At 42.7% G+C, this 15691-nt stretch carries 29 protein-coding genes; all 29 read left to right on the forward strand.

What is annotated here, in order from left to right:
* Nucleotides 1–40: 40 nt before the first annotated feature.
* The 29 genes from rpsS (at nucleotide 41) to rplM (ending at nucleotide 15691) form a co-directional block, all read left to right on the forward strand.
* Nucleotides 41–319: a 30S ribosomal protein S19 gene (gene rpsS / locus GD002_RS11995; RefSeq protein WP_153732603.1), complete on the forward strand. Its 279-nt coding sequence runs from the start codon at nucleotides 41–43 to the stop codon at nucleotides 317–319.
* Between the two features lie 20 nt (nucleotides 320–339).
* Nucleotides 340–684: a 50S ribosomal protein L22 gene (gene rplV, locus GD002_RS12000; protein WP_009499052.1), complete on the forward strand. Its 345-nt coding sequence runs from the start codon at nucleotides 340–342 to the stop codon at nucleotides 682–684.
* A 3-nt stretch (nucleotides 685–687) separates the two neighbouring features.
* Entirely contained in the window at nucleotides 688–1344 is a 657-nt protein-coding gene (gene rpsC, locus GD002_RS12005; protein WP_153732604.1) for a 30S ribosomal protein S3, read from the forward strand.
* A gap of 2 nt (nucleotides 1345–1346) precedes the next feature.
* On the forward strand, nucleotides 1347–1781 hold the full coding sequence (rplP, locus tag GD002_RS12010) for a 50S ribosomal protein L16 (protein ID WP_153732605.1): 435 nt from the start codon (nucleotides 1347–1349) through the stop codon (nucleotides 1779–1781).
* Nucleotides 1771–1971, forward strand: coding sequence for a 50S ribosomal protein L29 (gene rpmC, locus GD002_RS12015; protein WP_009499049.1), 201 nt, complete (start codon nucleotides 1771–1773; stop codon nucleotides 1969–1971). The genes rplP and rpmC overlap by 11 nt, the downstream gene beginning before the upstream one ends.
* Nucleotides 1972–1988: 17 nt before the next feature.
* On the forward strand, nucleotides 1989–2252 hold the full coding sequence (rpsQ, locus tag GD002_RS12020; protein ID WP_081243204.1) for a 30S ribosomal protein S17: 264 nt from the start codon (nucleotides 1989–1991) through the stop codon (nucleotides 2250–2252).
* A gap of 38 nt (nucleotides 2253–2290) precedes the next feature.
* Nucleotides 2291–2659 (forward strand): 50S ribosomal protein L14, encoded by a 369-nt coding sequence (gene rplN / locus GD002_RS12025; protein ID WP_153732606.1) that lies wholly within the window; start codon nucleotides 2291–2293, stop codon nucleotides 2657–2659.
* Between the two features lie 36 nt (nucleotides 2660–2695).
* Nucleotides 2696–3007 (forward strand): 50S ribosomal protein L24, encoded by a 312-nt coding sequence (gene rplX / locus GD002_RS12030; protein ID WP_009499046.1) that lies wholly within the window; start codon nucleotides 2696–2698, stop codon nucleotides 3005–3007.
* A gap of 26 nt (nucleotides 3008–3033) precedes the next feature.
* On the forward strand, nucleotides 3034–3573 hold the full coding sequence (gene rplE / locus GD002_RS12035; protein WP_153732607.1) for a 50S ribosomal protein L5: 540 nt from the start codon (nucleotides 3034–3036) through the stop codon (nucleotides 3571–3573).
* Nucleotides 3574–3593: 20 nt separating this feature from the next.
* The gene (gene rpsN / locus GD002_RS12040) at nucleotides 3594–3779 is read left to right on the forward strand and encodes a 30S ribosomal protein S14 (RefSeq protein WP_009499044.1); all 186 of its coding nucleotides are present in this window, start codon (nucleotides 3594–3596) and stop codon (nucleotides 3777–3779) included.
* Between the two features lie 30 nt (nucleotides 3780–3809).
* Nucleotides 3810–4208 (forward strand): 30S ribosomal protein S8, encoded by a 399-nt coding sequence (rpsH, locus tag GD002_RS12045; protein ID WP_153732608.1) that lies wholly within the window; start codon nucleotides 3810–3812, stop codon nucleotides 4206–4208.
* Nucleotides 4209–4238: 30 nt separating this feature from the next.
* Entirely contained in the window at nucleotides 4239–4778 is a 540-nt protein-coding gene (rplF, locus tag GD002_RS12050) for a 50S ribosomal protein L6 (RefSeq protein ID WP_153732609.1), read from the forward strand.
* Nucleotides 4779–4811: 33 nt separating this feature from the next.
* Nucleotides 4812–5174, forward strand: a complete 363-nt coding sequence (gene rplR, locus GD002_RS12055; protein ID WP_153732610.1) for a 50S ribosomal protein L18 — start codon at nucleotides 4812–4814, stop codon at nucleotides 5172–5174.
* Between the two features lie 22 nt (nucleotides 5175–5196).
* Complete coding sequence (gene rpsE, locus GD002_RS12060) at nucleotides 5197–5697, forward strand: 30S ribosomal protein S5 (protein ID WP_153732611.1); 501 nt, start codon at nucleotides 5197–5199, stop codon at nucleotides 5695–5697.
* Nucleotides 5698–5710: 13 nt separating this feature from the next.
* Nucleotides 5711–5893: a 50S ribosomal protein L30 gene (gene rpmD, locus GD002_RS12065; protein WP_153732612.1), complete on the forward strand. Its 183-nt coding sequence runs from the start codon at nucleotides 5711–5713 to the stop codon at nucleotides 5891–5893.
* Between the two features lie 32 nt (nucleotides 5894–5925).
* A complete protein-coding gene (gene rplO, locus GD002_RS12070) occupies nucleotides 5926–6366 on the forward strand; it encodes a 50S ribosomal protein L15 (RefSeq protein ID WP_009499038.1) in 441 nt (146 codons plus the stop codon).
* Nucleotides 6366–7658, forward strand: coding sequence for a preprotein translocase subunit SecY (gene secY, locus GD002_RS12075; protein WP_153732613.1), 1293 nt, complete (start codon nucleotides 6366–6368; stop codon nucleotides 7656–7658). Before rplO ends, secY begins: the two co-directional genes overlap by 1 nt.
* A 47-nt stretch (nucleotides 7659–7705) precedes the next feature.
* A complete protein-coding gene (locus GD002_RS12080; protein WP_153732614.1) occupies nucleotides 7706–8359 on the forward strand; it encodes an adenylate kinase in 654 nt (217 codons plus the stop codon).
* Between the two features lie 346 nt (nucleotides 8360–8705).
* Nucleotides 8706–8924: a translation initiation factor IF-1 gene (gene infA / locus GD002_RS12085; protein ID WP_040759924.1), complete on the forward strand. Its 219-nt coding sequence runs from the start codon at nucleotides 8706–8708 to the stop codon at nucleotides 8922–8924.
* 38 nt (nucleotides 8925–8962) lie between these two features.
* Nucleotides 8963–9076 carry a 50S ribosomal protein L36 gene (gene rpmJ / locus GD002_RS12090; RefSeq protein ID WP_076758849.1) on the forward strand — a complete coding sequence of 38 codons (114 nt, stop codon included), beginning with the start codon at nucleotides 8963–8965 and terminating at the stop codon, nucleotides 9074–9076.
* 24 nt (nucleotides 9077–9100) lie between these two features.
* Nucleotides 9101–9466 (forward strand): 30S ribosomal protein S13, encoded by a 366-nt coding sequence (gene rpsM, locus GD002_RS12095; protein WP_153732615.1) that lies wholly within the window; start codon nucleotides 9101–9103, stop codon nucleotides 9464–9466.
* A 25-nt stretch (nucleotides 9467–9491) separates the two neighbouring features.
* Nucleotides 9492–9881 carry a 30S ribosomal protein S11 gene (rpsK, locus tag GD002_RS12100; RefSeq protein ID WP_009499031.1) on the forward strand — a complete coding sequence of 130 codons (390 nt, stop codon included), beginning with the start codon at nucleotides 9492–9494 and terminating at the stop codon, nucleotides 9879–9881.
* 125 nt (nucleotides 9882–10006) lie between these two features.
* Nucleotides 10007–10951 (forward strand): DNA-directed RNA polymerase subunit alpha, encoded by a 945-nt coding sequence (locus GD002_RS12105; protein WP_009499030.1) that lies wholly within the window; start codon nucleotides 10007–10009, stop codon nucleotides 10949–10951.
* A 31-nt stretch (nucleotides 10952–10982) separates the two neighbouring features.
* Nucleotides 10983–11363, forward strand: a complete 381-nt coding sequence (gene rplQ / locus GD002_RS12110) for a 50S ribosomal protein L17 (protein WP_153732616.1) — start codon at nucleotides 10983–10985, stop codon at nucleotides 11361–11363.
* 477 nt (nucleotides 11364–11840) lie between these two features.
* Nucleotides 11841–12695, forward strand: coding sequence for an energy-coupling factor ABC transporter ATP-binding protein (locus GD002_RS12115; protein WP_153732617.1), 855 nt, complete (start codon nucleotides 11841–11843; stop codon nucleotides 12693–12695).
* Nucleotides 12671–13546: an energy-coupling factor ABC transporter ATP-binding protein gene (locus tag GD002_RS12120; RefSeq protein ID WP_153732618.1), complete on the forward strand. Its 876-nt coding sequence runs from the start codon at nucleotides 12671–12673 to the stop codon at nucleotides 13544–13546. The genes GD002_RS12115 and GD002_RS12120 overlap by 25 nt, the downstream gene beginning before the upstream one ends.
* The gene (locus GD002_RS12125; RefSeq protein WP_153732619.1) at nucleotides 13540–14337 is read left to right on the forward strand and encodes an energy-coupling factor transporter transmembrane component T family protein; all 798 of its coding nucleotides are present in this window, start codon (nucleotides 13540–13542) and stop codon (nucleotides 14335–14337) included. The genes GD002_RS12120 and GD002_RS12125 overlap by 7 nt, the downstream gene beginning before the upstream one ends.
* 5 nt (nucleotides 14338–14342) lie before the next feature.
* Nucleotides 14343–15080 (forward strand): tRNA pseudouridine(38-40) synthase TruA, encoded by a 738-nt coding sequence (gene truA, locus GD002_RS12130; protein WP_153732620.1) that lies wholly within the window; start codon nucleotides 14343–14345, stop codon nucleotides 15078–15080.
* Between the two features lie 173 nt (nucleotides 15081–15253).
* Complete coding sequence (rplM, locus tag GD002_RS12135) at nucleotides 15254–15691, forward strand: 50S ribosomal protein L13 (RefSeq protein ID WP_153732621.1); 438 nt, start codon at nucleotides 15254–15256, stop codon at nucleotides 15689–15691.

Genomic DNA, 15691 nt, shown 5'->3' on the forward strand with positions numbered 1-15691 from the left:
GAGGATGGACCGTAGTACAAACTCGGAAGGAGGTTCCAGAATGGGCCGCAGCTTGAAAAAAGGACCTTTTGCAGATGACCATTTACTAAAAAAGGTTGACGCACAAAAAGATTCAGAAAAGAAACAGGTAATTAAAACTTGGTCACGCCGTTCAACAATCTTCCCGTCTTTCATCGGATTGACGATTGCAGTATATGATGGACGCAAACATGTTCCTGTTTATGTAACAGAAGATATGGTTGGACATAAACTAGGGGAATTCGTTCCTACGCGCACATACAAAGGCCATGGTGCCGACGATAAGAAAACAAAACGCTAATTTGAGAGGAGGTTATCCTGATGCAACAAGCAAAAGCATCTGTACGCACAGTCCGTATTGCTCCTCGCAAAGTCCGTTTGGTCGTTGATCTTATTCGGGGCAAGAAAATCGGTGAAGCTGTCGCGATTCTACGACTAACGCCTAAAGCGGCATCTCCGGTTGTAGAAAAACTTTTGAAATCAGCGATTGCAAATGCTGAACACAACTACGAAATGAACACGGAAGACTTAATTGTGAGTGAAGTATTCGTAGATGAAGGACCAACAATGAAACGTTTCCGTCCACGTGCACAAGGTCGTGCAAGTGCGATCAACAAACGTACGAGCCACATCACGTTAGTGGTATCCGAAAAGAAGGAGGGGTAATTAGTGGGTCAAAAAGTACATCCTAATGGACTGCGTGTCGGTGTCATCCGTGACTGGGACTCAAAATGGTACGCGGAAAAAGATTATGCGTCCTTACTACACGAAGACTTGAAAATTCGTGAATATATCGAAAAACGTCTTGTAGATGCATCAGTTTCTAAAGTTGAAATTGAGCGTGCTGCTAAGCGTGTAAATATTACAATCCACACTGCAAAGCCAGGTATGGTAATCGGTAAAGGTGGTTCCGAAGTCGAAACACTTCGTAAGCAACTTAACGAAATCACTGGCAAACGTGTACACATCAACATTGTAGAAGTAAAACGTGCTGATTTGGATGCGAAACTAGTCGCAGAATCAATCGCTCGTCAATTAGAAAGCCGTGTATCTTTCCGTCGCGCACAGAAACAAGCAATTCAACGTACAATCCGTGCAGGCGCTAAAGGTATCAAAACACAAGTGTCTGGACGTCTCGGCGGTGCTGACATCGCACGTGCAGAACACTATAGTGAAGGAACTGTCCCTCTTCATACATTACGTGCTGATATAGACTATGCACATGCTGAAGCTGATACTACTTATGGTAAGCTAGGCGTAAAAGTATGGATTTATCGTGGTGAAGTCCTTCCAACGAAGAAGAACTCTGGGGAAGGAGGCAAATAATTATGTTAATGCCTAAACGTGTTAAACATCGTCGTGTATTCCGTGGGAAAATGCGTGGTGAAACAAAAGGTGGCGCTACTGTACAATTTGGTGAGTTTGGTCTTCAAGCTACAGAATCAGGTTGGATCACGAACCGTCAAATTGAATCTGCTCGTATCGCAATGACTCGTTATATGAAACGTGGCGGTAAAGTGTGGATCAATATTTTCCCGCATAAACCATATACTAAAAAGCCTCTAGAAGTCCGGATGGGTTCCGGTAAAGGTGCTGTAGAAGGCTGGGTAGCAGTTGTGAAGCCCGGTAGAGTAATGTTTGAAATTGCAGGTGTATCAGAAGAGGTAGCTCGTGAAGCACTTCGACTCGCATCGCACAAACTTCCTGTGACAAGCAAGTTTGTAAAACGTGAAGAAATTGGTGGTGAGTCTAATGAAAGCTAAAGAAATTCGTGACTTAACAACTGCAGAAATCGAGCAAAAAGTGAAATCACTGAAAGAAGAGCTTTTCAACCTTCGCTTCCAGTTAGCGACAGGTCAATTAGAAAACACTGCACGCATCCGTGAAGTACGCAAATCGATTGCGCGCATGAAAACTGTAATACGTCAAAGAGAAATCAGTGCAAATAACTGATGAAGGAGGTTGCAGCCATGACTGAGCGTAACCAGCGCAAAGTATACACAGGCCGTGTCGTTTCCGATAAAATGGATAAAACCGTTACGGTAATGGTAGAAACATACAAAAAGCACTCTTTATACGGCAAACGTGTAAAGTATTCTAAAAAGTTCAAGGCCCATGATGAGCTGAACGAAGCGAAAATTGGCGATGTAGTTCGTATTATGGAAACTCGTCCATTATCCGCAACTAAGCGTTTCCGTCTTCTAGAAGTCGTCGAAAAAGCGGTCATCATCTAATAGGTTTTTAACTCAGATTCCGGAAGGAGGTAGCCTCGATGATTCAACAAGAAACTCGAATGAAAGTTGCTGACAACTCTGGTGCACGTGAAGTACTTACGATTAAAGTTCTAGGTGGTTCAGGTCGTAAAGTAGCTAATATCGGTGATATCGTTGTTTGTACAGTGAAGAAAGCAACACCAGGTGGCGTTGTTAAGAAGGGTGACGTTGTAAAAGCGGTCATCGTTCGTACGAAAAGTGGAGTTCGTCGTAAAGACGGATCTTACATTACATTTGACGAAAATGCTTGCGTTATCATCCGTGATGACAAGGGACCACGTGGAACACGTATTTTCGGACCAGTTGCTCGCGAACTTCGTGACAACAACTTTATGAAAATCATTTCACTCGCTCCAGAAGTTCTTTAATTCTAATGACAGAGCCAGTCAAGGAGGTGCGATAGAATGCACGTTAAAAAAGGCGACAAAGTTATGGTGATCTCTGGTAAAGACAAAGGTAAAACAGGTGTGATCCTAACAGCTTATCCGAAAAAAGACCGTGTGCTTGTTGAAGGTATTAATATCGTCAAGAAACATACGAAACCGAACCAAGAGAACCCTCAAGGCGGAATTGTAAGTCAAGAAGCTGCAATTCATGTCTCAAACGTGATGGTCATCGATCCTAAATCAGGTGAGCCCACTCGTGTAGGTTACAAAGTGGAAGACGGTAAAAAAGTACGTATTGCAAAAAAATCCGGTGAAGCACTGGATAAGTAAGTAAGGCATGAAAGGAGGTCCGACTGATGAGTCGTTTGAAAGAGAAATTTACTAAAGAAATCACTCCTGCTCTAATGAGCAAGTTTGAATATACATCTGTTATGCAAGTTCCTAAAGTTGAAAAAATTGTTATCAACATGGGTGTTGGCGACGCGGTACAAAACGCAAAAGCACTTGACGCAGCTGTTGAAGATCTAACAATTATCTCAGGTCAAAAACCAGTCGTAACAAAAGCGAAGAAATCAATCGCTGGTTTCCGTTTGCGTGAAGGTATGCCGATCGGAGCAAAAGTAACACTTCGCGGTGAACGTATGTACGAGTTTCTCGATAAATTAGTGTCTGTCTCATTACCACGTGTACGTGACTTCCGTGGCGTTTCTAAAAAAGCGTTCGACGGTCGCGGGAACTATACATTAGGTGTGAAAGAGCAACTTATTTTCCCTGAAATTGACTACGATAAAGTATCAAAAGTACGTGGAATGGATATCGTCATCGTGACGACTGCAAACACTGATGAAGAAGCACGTGAATTGCTTACACAGTGTGGCATGCCATTCCAAAAGTAAAATAATAGGGAGGCGAAAACGTGGCTAAGAAATCAATGATCGCTAAACAGAAACGTACGCCAAAGTACAAAGTACAAGAATATACACGCTGCGAACGTTGTGGGCGTCCACATTCGGTATATCGCAAATTCAAACTTTGCCGTATTTGTTTCCGCGAACTTGCATATAAGGGACAAATTCCTGGCGTCAAAAAAGCCAGCTGGTAATCCCCTAATTAGGGAAGGAGGTTAATTCAAATGACAATGAGTGATCCGATTGCAGATATGCTTACACGCATCCGTAACGCGAACATGGTTCGCCACGAGAAGCTTGAGGTACCTGCTTCAAACGTAAAAAAAGAAATCGCTGAGATCTTAAAACGAGAAGGTTTCGTTCGTGATGTGGAATACGTGGAAGATAACAAACAAGGCATCATCCGCATTTTCCTTAAATACGGCCAAGATAACGAACGCGTCATCAATGGCTTGAAACGTATTTCTAAACCAGGACTTCGTGTGTATGCAAAATCAAACGAAGTACCTAAAGTGCTTAACGGCTTAGGTGTTGCACTAGTTTCTACATCAAATGGTGTATTAACAGACAAAGAAGCCCGCGCTAAACAAATCGGTGGAGAAGTCGTCGCTTACGTTTGGTAATTAGCGACAAATGAATGGAGGTGCAATAGAATGTCTCGTATTGGTAATCGTCAGATCGAAGTACCTGAAAACGTTACAGTAACAATTTCAGATGACAACTTCGTAACTGTTAAAGGTCCGAAAGGTGAACTTTCAAGACAATTAGATAAAGAAATTACAATCAATCAAGAAGGTAACATCATCACATTGACTCGTCCTTCTGATTCTAAAGATCATCGTTCAATCCACGGTACAACACGCTCCGTGCTTAATAACATGGTAGTAGGAGTTTCTACTGGATTTGAACGTGCACTAGAATTGATCGGGGTTGGATACCGTGCGCAACTTCAAGGCAAAAAGCTTGTATTGAACGTTGGGTATTCACATCCTGTTGAATTCACACCAGAAGAAGGTGTAGAAGTTGAAGTGCCATCGAATACGAAAATCATTGTTCGTGGTTACAACAAAGAACACGTAGGTGCTCTTGCTTCTAACATCCGTCAAGTACGTCCACCTGAGCCTTACAAAGGTAAAGGTATTCGTTATGAAGGCGAAAAAGTTCGTCGTAAAGAAGGTAAAACAGGTAAATAATACCGCTTGAGGTATTTGGAAGGAGTGACCACGATGATCACAAAACAAGATAAAAACGCTGTCCGTAAAAAGCGTCACGCACGCGTGCGTACGAAAATCAGCGGAACTGCAGAGCGTCCACGTCTAAACGTTTACCGTTCTAACAAACATATCTATGCACAATTGATTGACGACATAAATGGTGTAACAATCGTAAGTGCTTCTACAATGGATAATGAAGTTGAGGCTGGATCTACAGGAAACACAGAATCTGCAGCTAAAGTCGGCGAGCTTATTGCAAAAAAAGCTGTTGAAAAAGACGTCAAGTCGGTTGTTTTCGACCGTGGCGGATATCTTTTCCATGGCCGTGTTAAAGCTCTTGCTGACGCAGCACGCGAAAATGGACTGGAATTTTAATTAAGAAGGAGGGACATATTTCATGCGTCGTAATGATCAAAACAAAAGTGAGTTTGAAGAACGCGTAGTAACGATCAACCGTGTAGCGAAAGTTGTGAAAGGTGGACGTCGTTTCCGCTTTACTGCACTTGTTGTTGTCGGAGATAAAAACGGTCGTGTCGGTTTTGGAACTGGTAAAGCACAAGAAGTTCCAGATGCAATCCGTAAAGCAATTGAAGATGCGAAGAAAAACTTGATTGAAGTGCCAATGGTTAAGGGTACAACTCCACATGAAGTGCTAGGACGCTTTGGTGCTGGACAAATCCTTATCAAACCAGCTGCTCCAGGTACTGGAGTTATTGCAGGTGGACCTGTCCGTGCGGTACTTGAACTTGCAGGCATCACGGATATCCTTTCAAAATCTCTTGGATCAAGCACACCAATCAACATGGTACGTGCAACAATTCAAGGATTACAGAATTTGAAACGCGCAGAAGATGTTGCAAAATTGCGTGGTAAATCCGTAGAAGAACTGTTAGGTTAAGGGGGGAAATACAATGGCGAACAAACTTGAAGTCACCCTTACGAAAAGTGTAATCGGTTCTAAGCCGGCACAACGTAAAACAGTTGAAGCATTAGGTCTTCGAAAGTTAAATCAAACAGTGGAGCATCAAGATAATGATGCTATCCGTGGTATGATTACAAAAGTCAATCACTTGGTAACCGTTAAGGAAATCTAAGGATTATTTTAGAATAAGGAGGTGCCGATAAGATGAAATTACACGAGTTAAAACCAGCTGAGGGATCTCGCAGAAACCGTAAACGTATTGGTCGTGGGATTGGTTCTGGAACAGGTAAAACTTCCGGTAAAGGTCACAAAGGTCAAAACGCACGTTCAGGCGGCGGTGTACGTCTTGGTTTCGAAGGTGGACAAATTCCTCTTTTCCAACGACTTCCTAAGCGTGGGTTCACGAACATCAATCGTAAAGATTATGCCATCGTTAACCTTGACACATTAAATCGTTTCGAAGAAGGCACGGAAGTAACGCCGGAACTGCTAATTGAAACTGGAGTAGTAAGTAACGCGAAATCTGGTATCAAGATTCTCGGAAACGGAACACTTGAGAAAAAGATTACGGTGAAAGCTAATAAATTCTCCGCTTCTGCAAAAGAAGCAATCGAAAAAGCGGGCGGGCAAACAGAGGTGGTATAATGTTTCAGACAATCTCTAACTTCATGCGTGTGAAAGAGATCCGGTCTAAAATAATTTTCACCCTCCTAGTGCTCATCGTATTCAGACTAGGGACATTTGTTCCGGTTCCAAACGTTGATGCAACTGCTTTACAACAATCAAACAACCAGTTTATTGGTTTTTTGAACACTTTCGGTGGAGGAGCACTTTCCAACTTTTCAATCTTTGCAATGGGGATTATGCCGTATATCACGGCTTCCATCATTGTGCAGCTTTTGCAAATGGATGTGGTTCCGAAGTTTACTGAGTGGTCAAAACAAGGAGATGTCGGAAGACGTAAACTTGCACAGTTCACAAGATACTTCACGATTGTTCTTGCCTTTATTCAGGCAATCGCCATGTCTTTTGGTTTCAACCAAACGTTTGGCGGTATGCTGATTAAAGATAACAGTGTGTCTACATATGTCGTTATTGCGATTGTGTTGACTGCAGGGACAGCTTTCCTACTTTGGCTTGGTGAACAAATCACTGCTAAAGGTGTAGGAAATGGAATTTCCATCATCATCTTTGCAGGAATTGCAGCCGGTATTCCGAATGCTGTAAACCAGTTGTATGTAACGCAGATCCAAGACGCTGGAGATGCACTATTTATTCGTATTGCAACGATGATTTTATTACTGATTGTTATTGTAGCCATTGTGGTTGGAGTTATTTACTTCCAAGAAGCTTTGCGTAAAATTCCGATCCAATATGCGAAACGCGTATCAGGACGAAATCAATCTGTTGCAAGTCAACAGACACATTTGCCTTTGAAGCTGAATGCTGCGGGTGTTATTCCAGTAATCTTTGCGGTGGCATTTTTTATTACGCCACAACAAATCGCTCCATTTTTCGGGGAAAATAGTGTAACCAAAACAATCATCAGGATCTTCGATTACACGAATCCAGTTGGAATGATTTTGTATGTAACACTTATTATCGCGTTTACATATTTCTATGCATTCATTCAAGTGAATCCAGAGAATATGGCCGATAACTTGAAAAAGCAAGGTGCATATATTCCAGGAATACGTCCGGGTGCAAACACTCAAAAGTATTTAACAAGTACTCTGTATAGACTGACATTCGTCGGCTCGATCTTCCTTGCCGTCGTAGCTGTCATGCCTATATTCTTCATCAATCTGGCGAATCTACCTCAATCCGCTCAAATTGGCGGAACGAGTTTGCTCATTGTTGTCGGGGTAGCCCTTGAAACGATGAAGCAGTTAGAATCTCAATTAGTGAAGAGACATTACAGAGGATTCATGAAATAAAAGCAATAGCCTGACCTATTGTGTAACTAAATGGAGGGCAAGGACGTATGAATATCGTATTAATGGGTCTGCCGGGTGCTGGTAAAGGCACGCAAGCAGACAAAATTGTCGAAAAGTACGGAATCCCTCATATTTCTACAGGCGATATGTTCCGTGCTGCCATCAAAGAAGGCACGGAACTTGGAGTCAAAGCAAAATCATTCATGGATCAGGGGGCATTAGTTCCTGATGAAGTTACGATCGGAATCGTACGTGAACGGTTGAGCAAACCGGATTGCGACAAAGGTTTTCTTCTCGATGGATTTCCGAGAACAGTTCCTCAAGCAGAAGCATTAGATGCATTGCTTGAAGACTTAGGTAAACGAATCGAGTATGTATTGGATATTGAAGTTGATACGGAAGAATTAGTTGCAAGATTATCTGGCCGTCGAATTTGTAAAGTGTGCGGCACATCTTATCACTTAATTTTCAACCCACCAAAGGTTGAAGGCTTATGCGATAAAGATGGTGGCGAACTTTATCAGCGTGCGGATGATAATCCGGAGACTGTCATGAATCGTTTGGAAGTAAATATGAACCAGACAGCCCCTTTACTCGACTTTTATGGCGAAAAAGGTGTGCTGACAAAAATTAATGGTCAACAAGACATTAATCTTGTATTCGAAAACTTGGATGCAGTACTACAACATAGCACGAACTAATCAATCCTTTTCGGGCACAACTGCATCACTGTTCGGAAAGTAATGGTTGAAAACGAGCTGCAAAAGCATAGGGTGCCCGGTATAGGACAGATGAGAGTTTTATGATTGTTTCTTCAATTGTTCCTACATGCATTATCTTGCAAATCGCGATATAATGTGTAATTGGTAACAGTTGTGAGAACAATAAAGGAACTCACTCGCAGAAATGCGAAACAGCGAAATGTGGCAGACGTCTTTCGAACATCACTCATGCAAACTGGACATATGTTGAAGGAAGCTTTTTGAAGGCGACTGATGCCGCTCGATGGTGAAAGCCTTTATTGGATATAGAAGGGAGACAGGATTGATGGCGAAGGACGACGTAATTGAGGTAGAAGGAACTGTTCTTGAAACGTTGCCGAATGCGATGTTTAAAGTGGAGTTGGAAAACGGACATACGGTGCTAGCACACGTATCAGGTAAAATTCGTATGCACTTTATTCGCATTCTGCCTGGCGACAAAGTGACAATGGAACTTTCGCCTTATGATTTGACACGTGGTCGTATCACATACCGTTTTAAATAAACTTTTGCACTCCGGAATATTGAAGGAGGTTGGGTAGGATGAAAGTAAGACCATCTGTAAAACCGATCTGCGAAAAATGCAAAGTTATTCGTAGACGCGGCCGAGTAATGGTAATCTGTGAAAATCCAAAACACAAACAAAGACAAGGTTAAAACACAAGGAGGTGCACAACATATATGGCACGTATTGCTGGTGTAGACGTTCCGCGCGATAAGCGCGTTGTCATTTCATTGACATACATTTTTGGAATTGGTAAAACAACTGCGAAAGATATTTTGACTGCAGCTGATATATCTGAAGATACACGCGTTCGTGATTTAACTGACGCAGAACTTGACAAAATTCGTGAACAAATTGATGGCTTGAAAGTAGAAGGGGATCTACGTCGTGAAACTTCTCTTAACATCAAGCGTCTGATGGAAATCGGTAGTAACCGTGGAATCCGTCACCGTCGTGGATTGCCTGTTCGTGGACAAAACACGAAAAACAATGCACGTACTCGTAAAGGTCCAAAACGTACAATTGCAAACAAGAAAAAATAATAGGTAAAGGAGGGCTCTTTCCAACATGGCACGTAAACAACAAACTCGTAAACGTCGTGTGAAAAAGAATATTGAAACCGGTATTGCACATATCCGTTCGACGTTCAATAATACTATCGTTACTATTACAGATAGCCACGGTAATGCACTTTCATGGTCTAGTGCTGGTGCACTTGGCTTCAGAGGTTCTCGTAAATCCACTCCATTTGCTGCACAAATGGCTGCTGAAACTGCAGCGAAAACGGCAATGGAACATGGTTTAAAATCATTGGAAGTAACAGTTAAAGGACCAGGTGCTGGTCGTGAAGCGGCGATCCGTTCACTACAAGCTGCAGGTCTTGAAGTTACTGCGATCAGAGACGTAACTCCGGTTCCGCACAATGGTTGCCGCCCGCCAAAACGTCGTCGCGTATAATCGGTTTGAATCTATTGGATTAAGAAAGACAATTTTTGTTAATACTGTTGAAATAGGCTAACTATTATCAGTGAATTCAATATGGTTAAACCAATTACAGAAGACGTTTTGAGGAGGGTAAATAAATGATCGAGATTGAGAAACCAAAGATTGAAACAGTTACGATCGGTGAAGATTCACAGTTTGGTAAGTTTATTATCGAACCACTGGAGCGTGGATATGGAAATACCTTAGGGAATTCCTTGCGTCGCATACTCCTATCTTCATTACCAGGGGCTGCTGTGACATCTATTCAAATCGATGGAGTACTTCATGAATTCTCAACAATTGAAGGTGTCGTAGAAGACGTATCGACAGTTATTTTGAATGTGAAGAAACTCGCTCTCAAAATTTACTCAGATGATGAGAAAGTTATTGAGATCGATGTGAAAGGTGAAGGCGTCGTGACGGCTGCGGATATCACACATGATAGTGATGTCGAAGTATTGAATCCAGATCTCCCGATTGCTACTCTCGGTAAAAATGGACATTTACGTATGCGTATGTATGCTGTACGTGGACGTGGTTATGTTCCTTCCGATCAAAACAAACGTGAGGATCTAGCGATTGGTGTAATTCCGATCGACTCAATTTACACTCCAGTTTCACGCGTTAATTTTCAAGTTGAAAACACTCGCGTCGGTCAAAGTACTAACTTTGATAAGTTAACACTCGATGTGTGGACAGATGGCAGCATCGGTCCCAAAGAAGCAGTTTCACTTGGAGCTAAAATTTTAACGGAACACTTAAATATATTCGTTGGTATGACGGACGAAGCACAAACTGCAGAAATCATGGTAGAAAAAGAAGAAGACCAAAAAGAAAAAGTTCTAGAGATGACGATTGAAGAACTCGATCTATCCGTCCGATCTTACAACTGCTTGAAGCGTGCAGGCATCAATACCGTATTAGAACTTGCTAACAAGTCCGAAGACGAAATGATGAAAGTGCGAAACTTAGGCCGTAAATCGCTTGAAGAAGTGAAGGCTAAATTGGATGAGCTAAACCTCGAGTTGCGCTCTGAAGAATAATTGACATATACTTGAAGGAGGGTAACTTCAAATGGGATACAGAAAACTTGGACGCACAAGTTCACAACGTAAAGCAATGCTACGTGACCTTGCGACTGATTTAATCGTTCACGAGCGCATCCAGACAACTGAAGCGCGCGCAAAAGAATTGCGTTCAGTCGTTGAAAAGATGATCACTCTTGGTAAACGTGGAGATCTTCATGCACGTCGTCAAGCTGCTGAATTCATTCGTCGTGAAACGGTGACAGTGGAAAACGAAGAGGGCGAAGAGGCAACTGTGTATGCACTTCAAAAACTTTTCGATACAGTGGCACCTCGTTATGCAGATCGCCAAGGCGGTTATACACGTATAATGAAGATGGGTCCTCGCCGCGGCGATGGCGCACCAGTAGTTATTATCGAATTAGTGTAATTCCATACACTTCGAGGGTGTGTCTGTCATGCACAGCCACACCCTTTTGTTACACATACAAAGATTTATACGACTGAAAAGCTGAGTGTTATGATCAGCGAGTGATCGACTGGTCTAGCTCTACGTACCTCATCTAAGATGTCGGCTTGAGCACCCGGCATTTACGTTATTGAAAGGCGCATTCCTTAGATGAGGTACGCGCTTTTTTTTTATACATAAGAATTGACAATACTATCAAATCATAACTGAGCTTATTCCAATGAACTTCGCAGTTGAGGCTTCGCTAGTATGTGCATGCGGATATAGGGTGAACGAGCGTTACTTCCTCTTAACCGAGCCAAACACTACTAGAACCAATCGAAAATTTTCTTTGCCGCACCAAAGTAACTGTGGAATGAGCCAAACACGTCGCAGACCGAGCGTATAACTGGATATAGCTACCGAAACTCGTAACTGCAACCAAAAGGAGGAATCCGAATGAAGGAAATTGCATCAATGCACCATGTCACGTTTTCATATGACACAGAAGAAGAGTCTTCACAAATACAAATTAAAGCGTTAGATGATGTGTCCTTTACATTATATGAAGGAGAGTGGCTGGCGGTTGTGGGTCATAACGGGTCCGGTAAGTCCACGCTTGCTAAGTTATTGATCGGCTTGCTGTTTCCTTCAACGGGTGAAGTAAACCTCTTTTTGGAACCGCTGTCTGATGCGAATTTGTGGGAGACTCGTTCACGCATGGGCATTGTCTTTCAAAATCCTGATAATCAGTTTGTTGGATCTACTGTGCAGGATGATGTTGCGTTTGCACTGGAAAACAATGGGGTACCTCATGAAATGATGGTGAAACGGGTGCGTGAGGCGTTGGAACAAGTGAAGATGTCAGGCTACGTCAATCATGAGCCTCATCATTTATCAGGTGGTCAAAAGCAGCGCGTGGCAATAGCTGGTGCGTTGGCATTACAACCAGAACTGTTGATTTTAGATGAAGCAACCTCCATGCTCGATCCTCAGGGTAGGGAAGAGGTTATTGAAATTGTGAAGAAACTGCGTGGGGAAATTGGACTAACCGTAGTATCGATCACCCATGACTTAGAAGAAGTTCTACTTGCAGATCGTGTCCTTGTAATGAATGAAGGAAAAGTACTCATGATGGGGACTCCTCAAGAGATATTCCAGAAAGGCAAGGAGTTGGAGTCAATCGGCCTTGACTTGCCATTTGCATTGCGCGTTTCAGAGTTATTAAGAGAATCAGGTGTAGAACTTCAAGGCAACCATATGACAGAAGAAGAGTTGGTGAATGAATTATGGACATTTCACTTCAGCAAGTAGGTTATTTATATGCGAAAGATTCTCCGTTTGAAAAGCGTGCATTGCAGGACGTGACAGCCACCATTCCTTCGGGTTCTTATACGTCAATCATCGGGCACACAGGGTCGGGTAAATCGACGTTATTGCTCCATTTGAATGGCCTTCTCAAACCTTCTGAGGGCGTTGTGTCAATTGGAAATACGACAATCCAGGCACAGACAAAAGGAAAGCAGCTGAAGGACGTACGTCAACAAGTCGGTATCGTTTTTCAATTTCCTGAACATCAGCTTTTTGAAGAAACGGTTGAAAAGGATATTATGTTTGGCCCTCTCAATTTTGGTGTGCCAAAAGAGATTGCAAGGGATCGTGCGCATGAATTGGTGAAGCTGCTCGGATTGCCTGAGGGTGTCTTGCAGAAGTCTCCATTTGAACTGTCAGGCGGTCAAATGCGGCGTGTCGCGATTGCAGGAGTGCTTGCATTCAAACCATCCGTGCTGGTGCTGGATGAACCGACGGCAGGACTAGATCCAAGGGGACGGAAGGAAATCATGGAGCTTTTCCATCGGTTGCATGAAACAGAAAAGCTAACAACGATTTTAGTGACGCACAGTATGGAAGACGCTGCTCGCTACAGTGATCGGATTCTCGTCATGCATGAAGGTACATCCGTTATGGAAGGGACGCCTGAAGAAGTGTTCAATCAAGCTGAACAATTGGAATCATATAGGCTAGGAGTTCCTCGATCTGTTCGTTTTCAACGTAAAATAGAAAACATGATGGGTCAGCGGTTGGATCGTCTGGCTTTAACGGAAGAAATGTTAGCGCATGAATTGTCTGCCCTCATTGCGAGAAAGGAAGACAGACCATGTTAGAAAAAATGATTATTGGGCGCTACATACCGGGCACGTCTATCGTTCATCGACTGGATCCGCGCTCCAAATTGCTATTTGTTTTTCTCTTCATTATAGCAGTATTCCTTGCCAATAATGTTGCATCCTACGCAGTATTGCTTGGTTTTACGGTATTTGTCATCGCACTTGCACGGATCAAGCCATATTTTTTGGTTAATGGCTTAAAGCCCGTATTATTTTTAATTATATTTACACTATTATTGCATTTATTCTTCACTCGTGAAGGCGTTATTCTATTTGAATGGAAGTTTATCAAAATATATGAAGAAGGACTACGAATGGGGATTTTTATTTCTATTCGATTCTTAGTTCTAGTGTTAATTACTACAGTTTTAACATTAACGACTTCACCAATTTCGATTACCGACGGGCTGGAAACATTGCTGAATCCGTTCAAAAAGCTGAAGTTACCTGTTCATGAATTAGCGTTGATGATGTCAATTTCATTGCGTTTCATTCCCACTTTGATGGATGAAACAGATAAAATCTTGAAAGCGCAGTTGGCGAGAGGCTCTGATCTGAGTACAGGTTCGATTAAAGAACGAATTCAGGCTGTCATTCCGTTGCTCGTTCCACTGTTCGTCAGTGCGTTTAAACGTGCGGAGGATTTGGCAGTCGCCATGGAAGTGCGCGGTTATCGTGGTGGAGAAGGGCGTACGAGATTTCGGCAGCTATCTTGGCAAAAGAAAGATACCGCTGTGCTGATTACGTTTATTGTATTAGTGGCCGTGTTGGCTTGGGTAAGGAAGTGAACATAATGAAACGAATGAAAGCAACGATTTCGTATGATGGAACAAACTTTGCAGGTTATCAATCACAACCGAATATGCGCACTGTTCAATCAGTGATAGATAAAGCATTAGTCAAACTGCATAAGGATTCATCTGTCTATTCTGTGGCAAGTGGTCGTACGGATTCAGGTGTCCATGCGCTAGGTCAGGTAATCCATTTCGATACACCGCTCGACCTAGGAGACCGCTGGCGGATGGCATTGAATGTATTGCTGCCAAAGGATGTGAGAGTAGAGGCTGTAGAAGAAGTCGCAGATGATTTCCACGCGCGTTATAGTGCGACAGGTAAGACGTACATCTACAGATGGTCTTACCAAGAAGTGCAGAGTCCATTTGAGCGAAATTATGCCGTCCATCTAGGCAGATGGAATCCGGACATCGAGCGAATGAAAAAAGCAGCTGTTCATTTAATTGGTACACATGACTTCACTAGTTTCTGCTCTTCGAAAACTGCCACGACAAATAAAGTTCGCACCATTCGGAAGTTGACGCTCGAACGTCAGCATGATCAGCTAGTGCTAGAAGTGGAAGGGGATGGATTCCTTTACAATATGGTCCGCACCATTGCAGGCATTTTGCTGGCAGTTGGAATCGGGTGGGACGAGCCGGAAGACGTCAAGAGGATTCTGCAAGCAAAAGATCGAAAAAAGGCCGGAAAAACCGCGCCAGCACACGGTTTGTATCTGATGGAAGTGACCTATTGAAGGCATGGCAACTTTTCCTGGTGTTTTCATAAAAACGCTTGACTTTAATTGGATTAACAGGTAAGATGATAAATGGTATTTCAATAACCCCACAATAAGCCCCGGAAAGTTTATTTGTGTTTAGGGATAGAGAAAACAACGGAACAGATTGATATTTTTAGGAGGATTACACTATGCGCACAACATTCATGGCTAAAGGTCACGAAGTAGAACGTAAATGGCTTGTTGTCGACGCTGAAGGACAAACGCTTGGTCGTCTTGCTTCAGAAGTTGCATCACTTTTACGTGGTAAACATAAACCAACGTTCACACCACATGTTGATACAGGTGATCACGTTATCATCATCAATGCAGAAAAAATTCAATTAACAGGTAACAAATTGAAAGATAAAATTTATTACCGTCACTCTGGGTACACAGGTAGCATCAAGCAACGTACAGCGCTTGAAATGCGTACTAACTACCCTGTTAAAATGCTTGAGCTTGCGATCAAAGGAATGCTTCCAAAAGGTCCTCTAGGTCGTCAAACAGCTAAGAAATTGCACGTTTATGCTGGAGCAGAACATCAGCATGCAGCACAAAAACCTGAAGCATATGAGCTTCGCGGATAA

The organism is Sporosarcina obsidiansis (assembly GCF_009651005.1).
Taxonomy (GTDB): domain Bacteria; phylum Bacillota; class Bacilli; order Bacillales_A; family Planococcaceae; genus Sporosarcina; species Sporosarcina obsidiansis.

Excerpts from the sequence above, each read along its gene's own strand:
- rpsS (WP_153732603.1), top strand. The coding sequence starts at position 41 with ATGGGCCGCAGCTTGAAAAAAGGACCTTTTGCAGATGACCATTTACTA.
- rplV (WP_009499052.1), top strand. The coding sequence starts at position 340 with ATGCAACAAGCAAAAGCATCTGTACGCACAGTCCGTATTGCTCCTCGC.
- rplP (WP_153732605.1), top strand. The coding sequence starts at position 1,347 with ATGTTAATGCCTAAACGTGTTAAACATCGTCGTGTATTCCGTGGGAAA.
- rpmC (WP_009499049.1), top strand. The coding sequence starts at position 1,771 with ATGAAAGCTAAAGAAATTCGTGACTTAACAACTGCAGAAATCGAGCAA.
- rpsQ (WP_081243204.1), top strand. The coding sequence starts at position 1,989 with ATGACTGAGCGTAACCAGCGCAAAGTATACACAGGCCGTGTCGTTTCC.
- rplN (WP_153732606.1), top strand. The coding sequence starts at position 2,291 with ATGATTCAACAAGAAACTCGAATGAAAGTTGCTGACAACTCTGGTGCA.
- rplX (WP_009499046.1), top strand. The coding sequence starts at position 2,696 with ATGCACGTTAAAAAAGGCGACAAAGTTATGGTGATCTCTGGTAAAGAC.
- rplE (WP_153732607.1), top strand. The coding sequence starts at position 3,034 with ATGAGTCGTTTGAAAGAGAAATTTACTAAAGAAATCACTCCTGCTCTA.
- rpsH (WP_153732608.1), top strand. The coding sequence starts at position 3,810 with ATGACAATGAGTGATCCGATTGCAGATATGCTTACACGCATCCGTAAC.
- rplF (WP_153732609.1), top strand. The coding sequence starts at position 4,239 with ATGTCTCGTATTGGTAATCGTCAGATCGAAGTACCTGAAAACGTTACA.
- rplR (WP_153732610.1), top strand. The coding sequence starts at position 4,812 with ATGATCACAAAACAAGATAAAAACGCTGTCCGTAAAAAGCGTCACGCA.
- rpsE (WP_153732611.1), top strand. The coding sequence starts at position 5,197 with ATGCGTCGTAATGATCAAAACAAAAGTGAGTTTGAAGAACGCGTAGTA.
- rpmD (WP_153732612.1), top strand. The coding sequence starts at position 5,711 with ATGGCGAACAAACTTGAAGTCACCCTTACGAAAAGTGTAATCGGTTCT.
- rplO (WP_009499038.1), top strand. The coding sequence starts at position 5,926 with ATGAAATTACACGAGTTAAAACCAGCTGAGGGATCTCGCAGAAACCGT.
- secY (WP_153732613.1), top strand. The coding sequence starts at position 6,366 with ATGTTTCAGACAATCTCTAACTTCATGCGTGTGAAAGAGATCCGGTCT.
- GD002_RS12080 (WP_153732614.1), top strand. The coding sequence starts at position 7,706 with ATGAATATCGTATTAATGGGTCTGCCGGGTGCTGGTAAAGGCACGCAA.
- infA (WP_040759924.1), top strand. The coding sequence starts at position 8,706 with ATGGCGAAGGACGACGTAATTGAGGTAGAAGGAACTGTTCTTGAAACG.
- rpmJ (WP_076758849.1), top strand. The coding sequence starts at position 8,963 with ATGAAAGTAAGACCATCTGTAAAACCGATCTGCGAAAAATGCAAAGTT.
- rpsM (WP_153732615.1), top strand. The coding sequence starts at position 9,101 with ATGGCACGTATTGCTGGTGTAGACGTTCCGCGCGATAAGCGCGTTGTC.
- rpsK (WP_009499031.1), top strand. The coding sequence starts at position 9,492 with ATGGCACGTAAACAACAAACTCGTAAACGTCGTGTGAAAAAGAATATT.
- GD002_RS12105 (WP_009499030.1), top strand. The coding sequence starts at position 10,007 with ATGATCGAGATTGAGAAACCAAAGATTGAAACAGTTACGATCGGTGAA.
- rplQ (WP_153732616.1), top strand. The coding sequence starts at position 10,983 with ATGGGATACAGAAAACTTGGACGCACAAGTTCACAACGTAAAGCAATG.
- GD002_RS12115 (WP_153732617.1), top strand. The coding sequence starts at position 11,841 with ATGAAGGAAATTGCATCAATGCACCATGTCACGTTTTCATATGACACA.
- GD002_RS12120 (WP_153732618.1), top strand. The coding sequence starts at position 12,671 with ATGGACATTTCACTTCAGCAAGTAGGTTATTTATATGCGAAAGATTCT.
- GD002_RS12125 (WP_153732619.1), top strand. The coding sequence starts at position 13,540 with ATGTTAGAAAAAATGATTATTGGGCGCTACATACCGGGCACGTCTATC.
- truA (WP_153732620.1), top strand. The coding sequence starts at position 14,343 with ATGAAACGAATGAAAGCAACGATTTCGTATGATGGAACAAACTTTGCA.
- rplM (WP_153732621.1), top strand. The coding sequence starts at position 15,254 with ATGCGCACAACATTCATGGCTAAAGGTCACGAAGTAGAACGTAAATGG.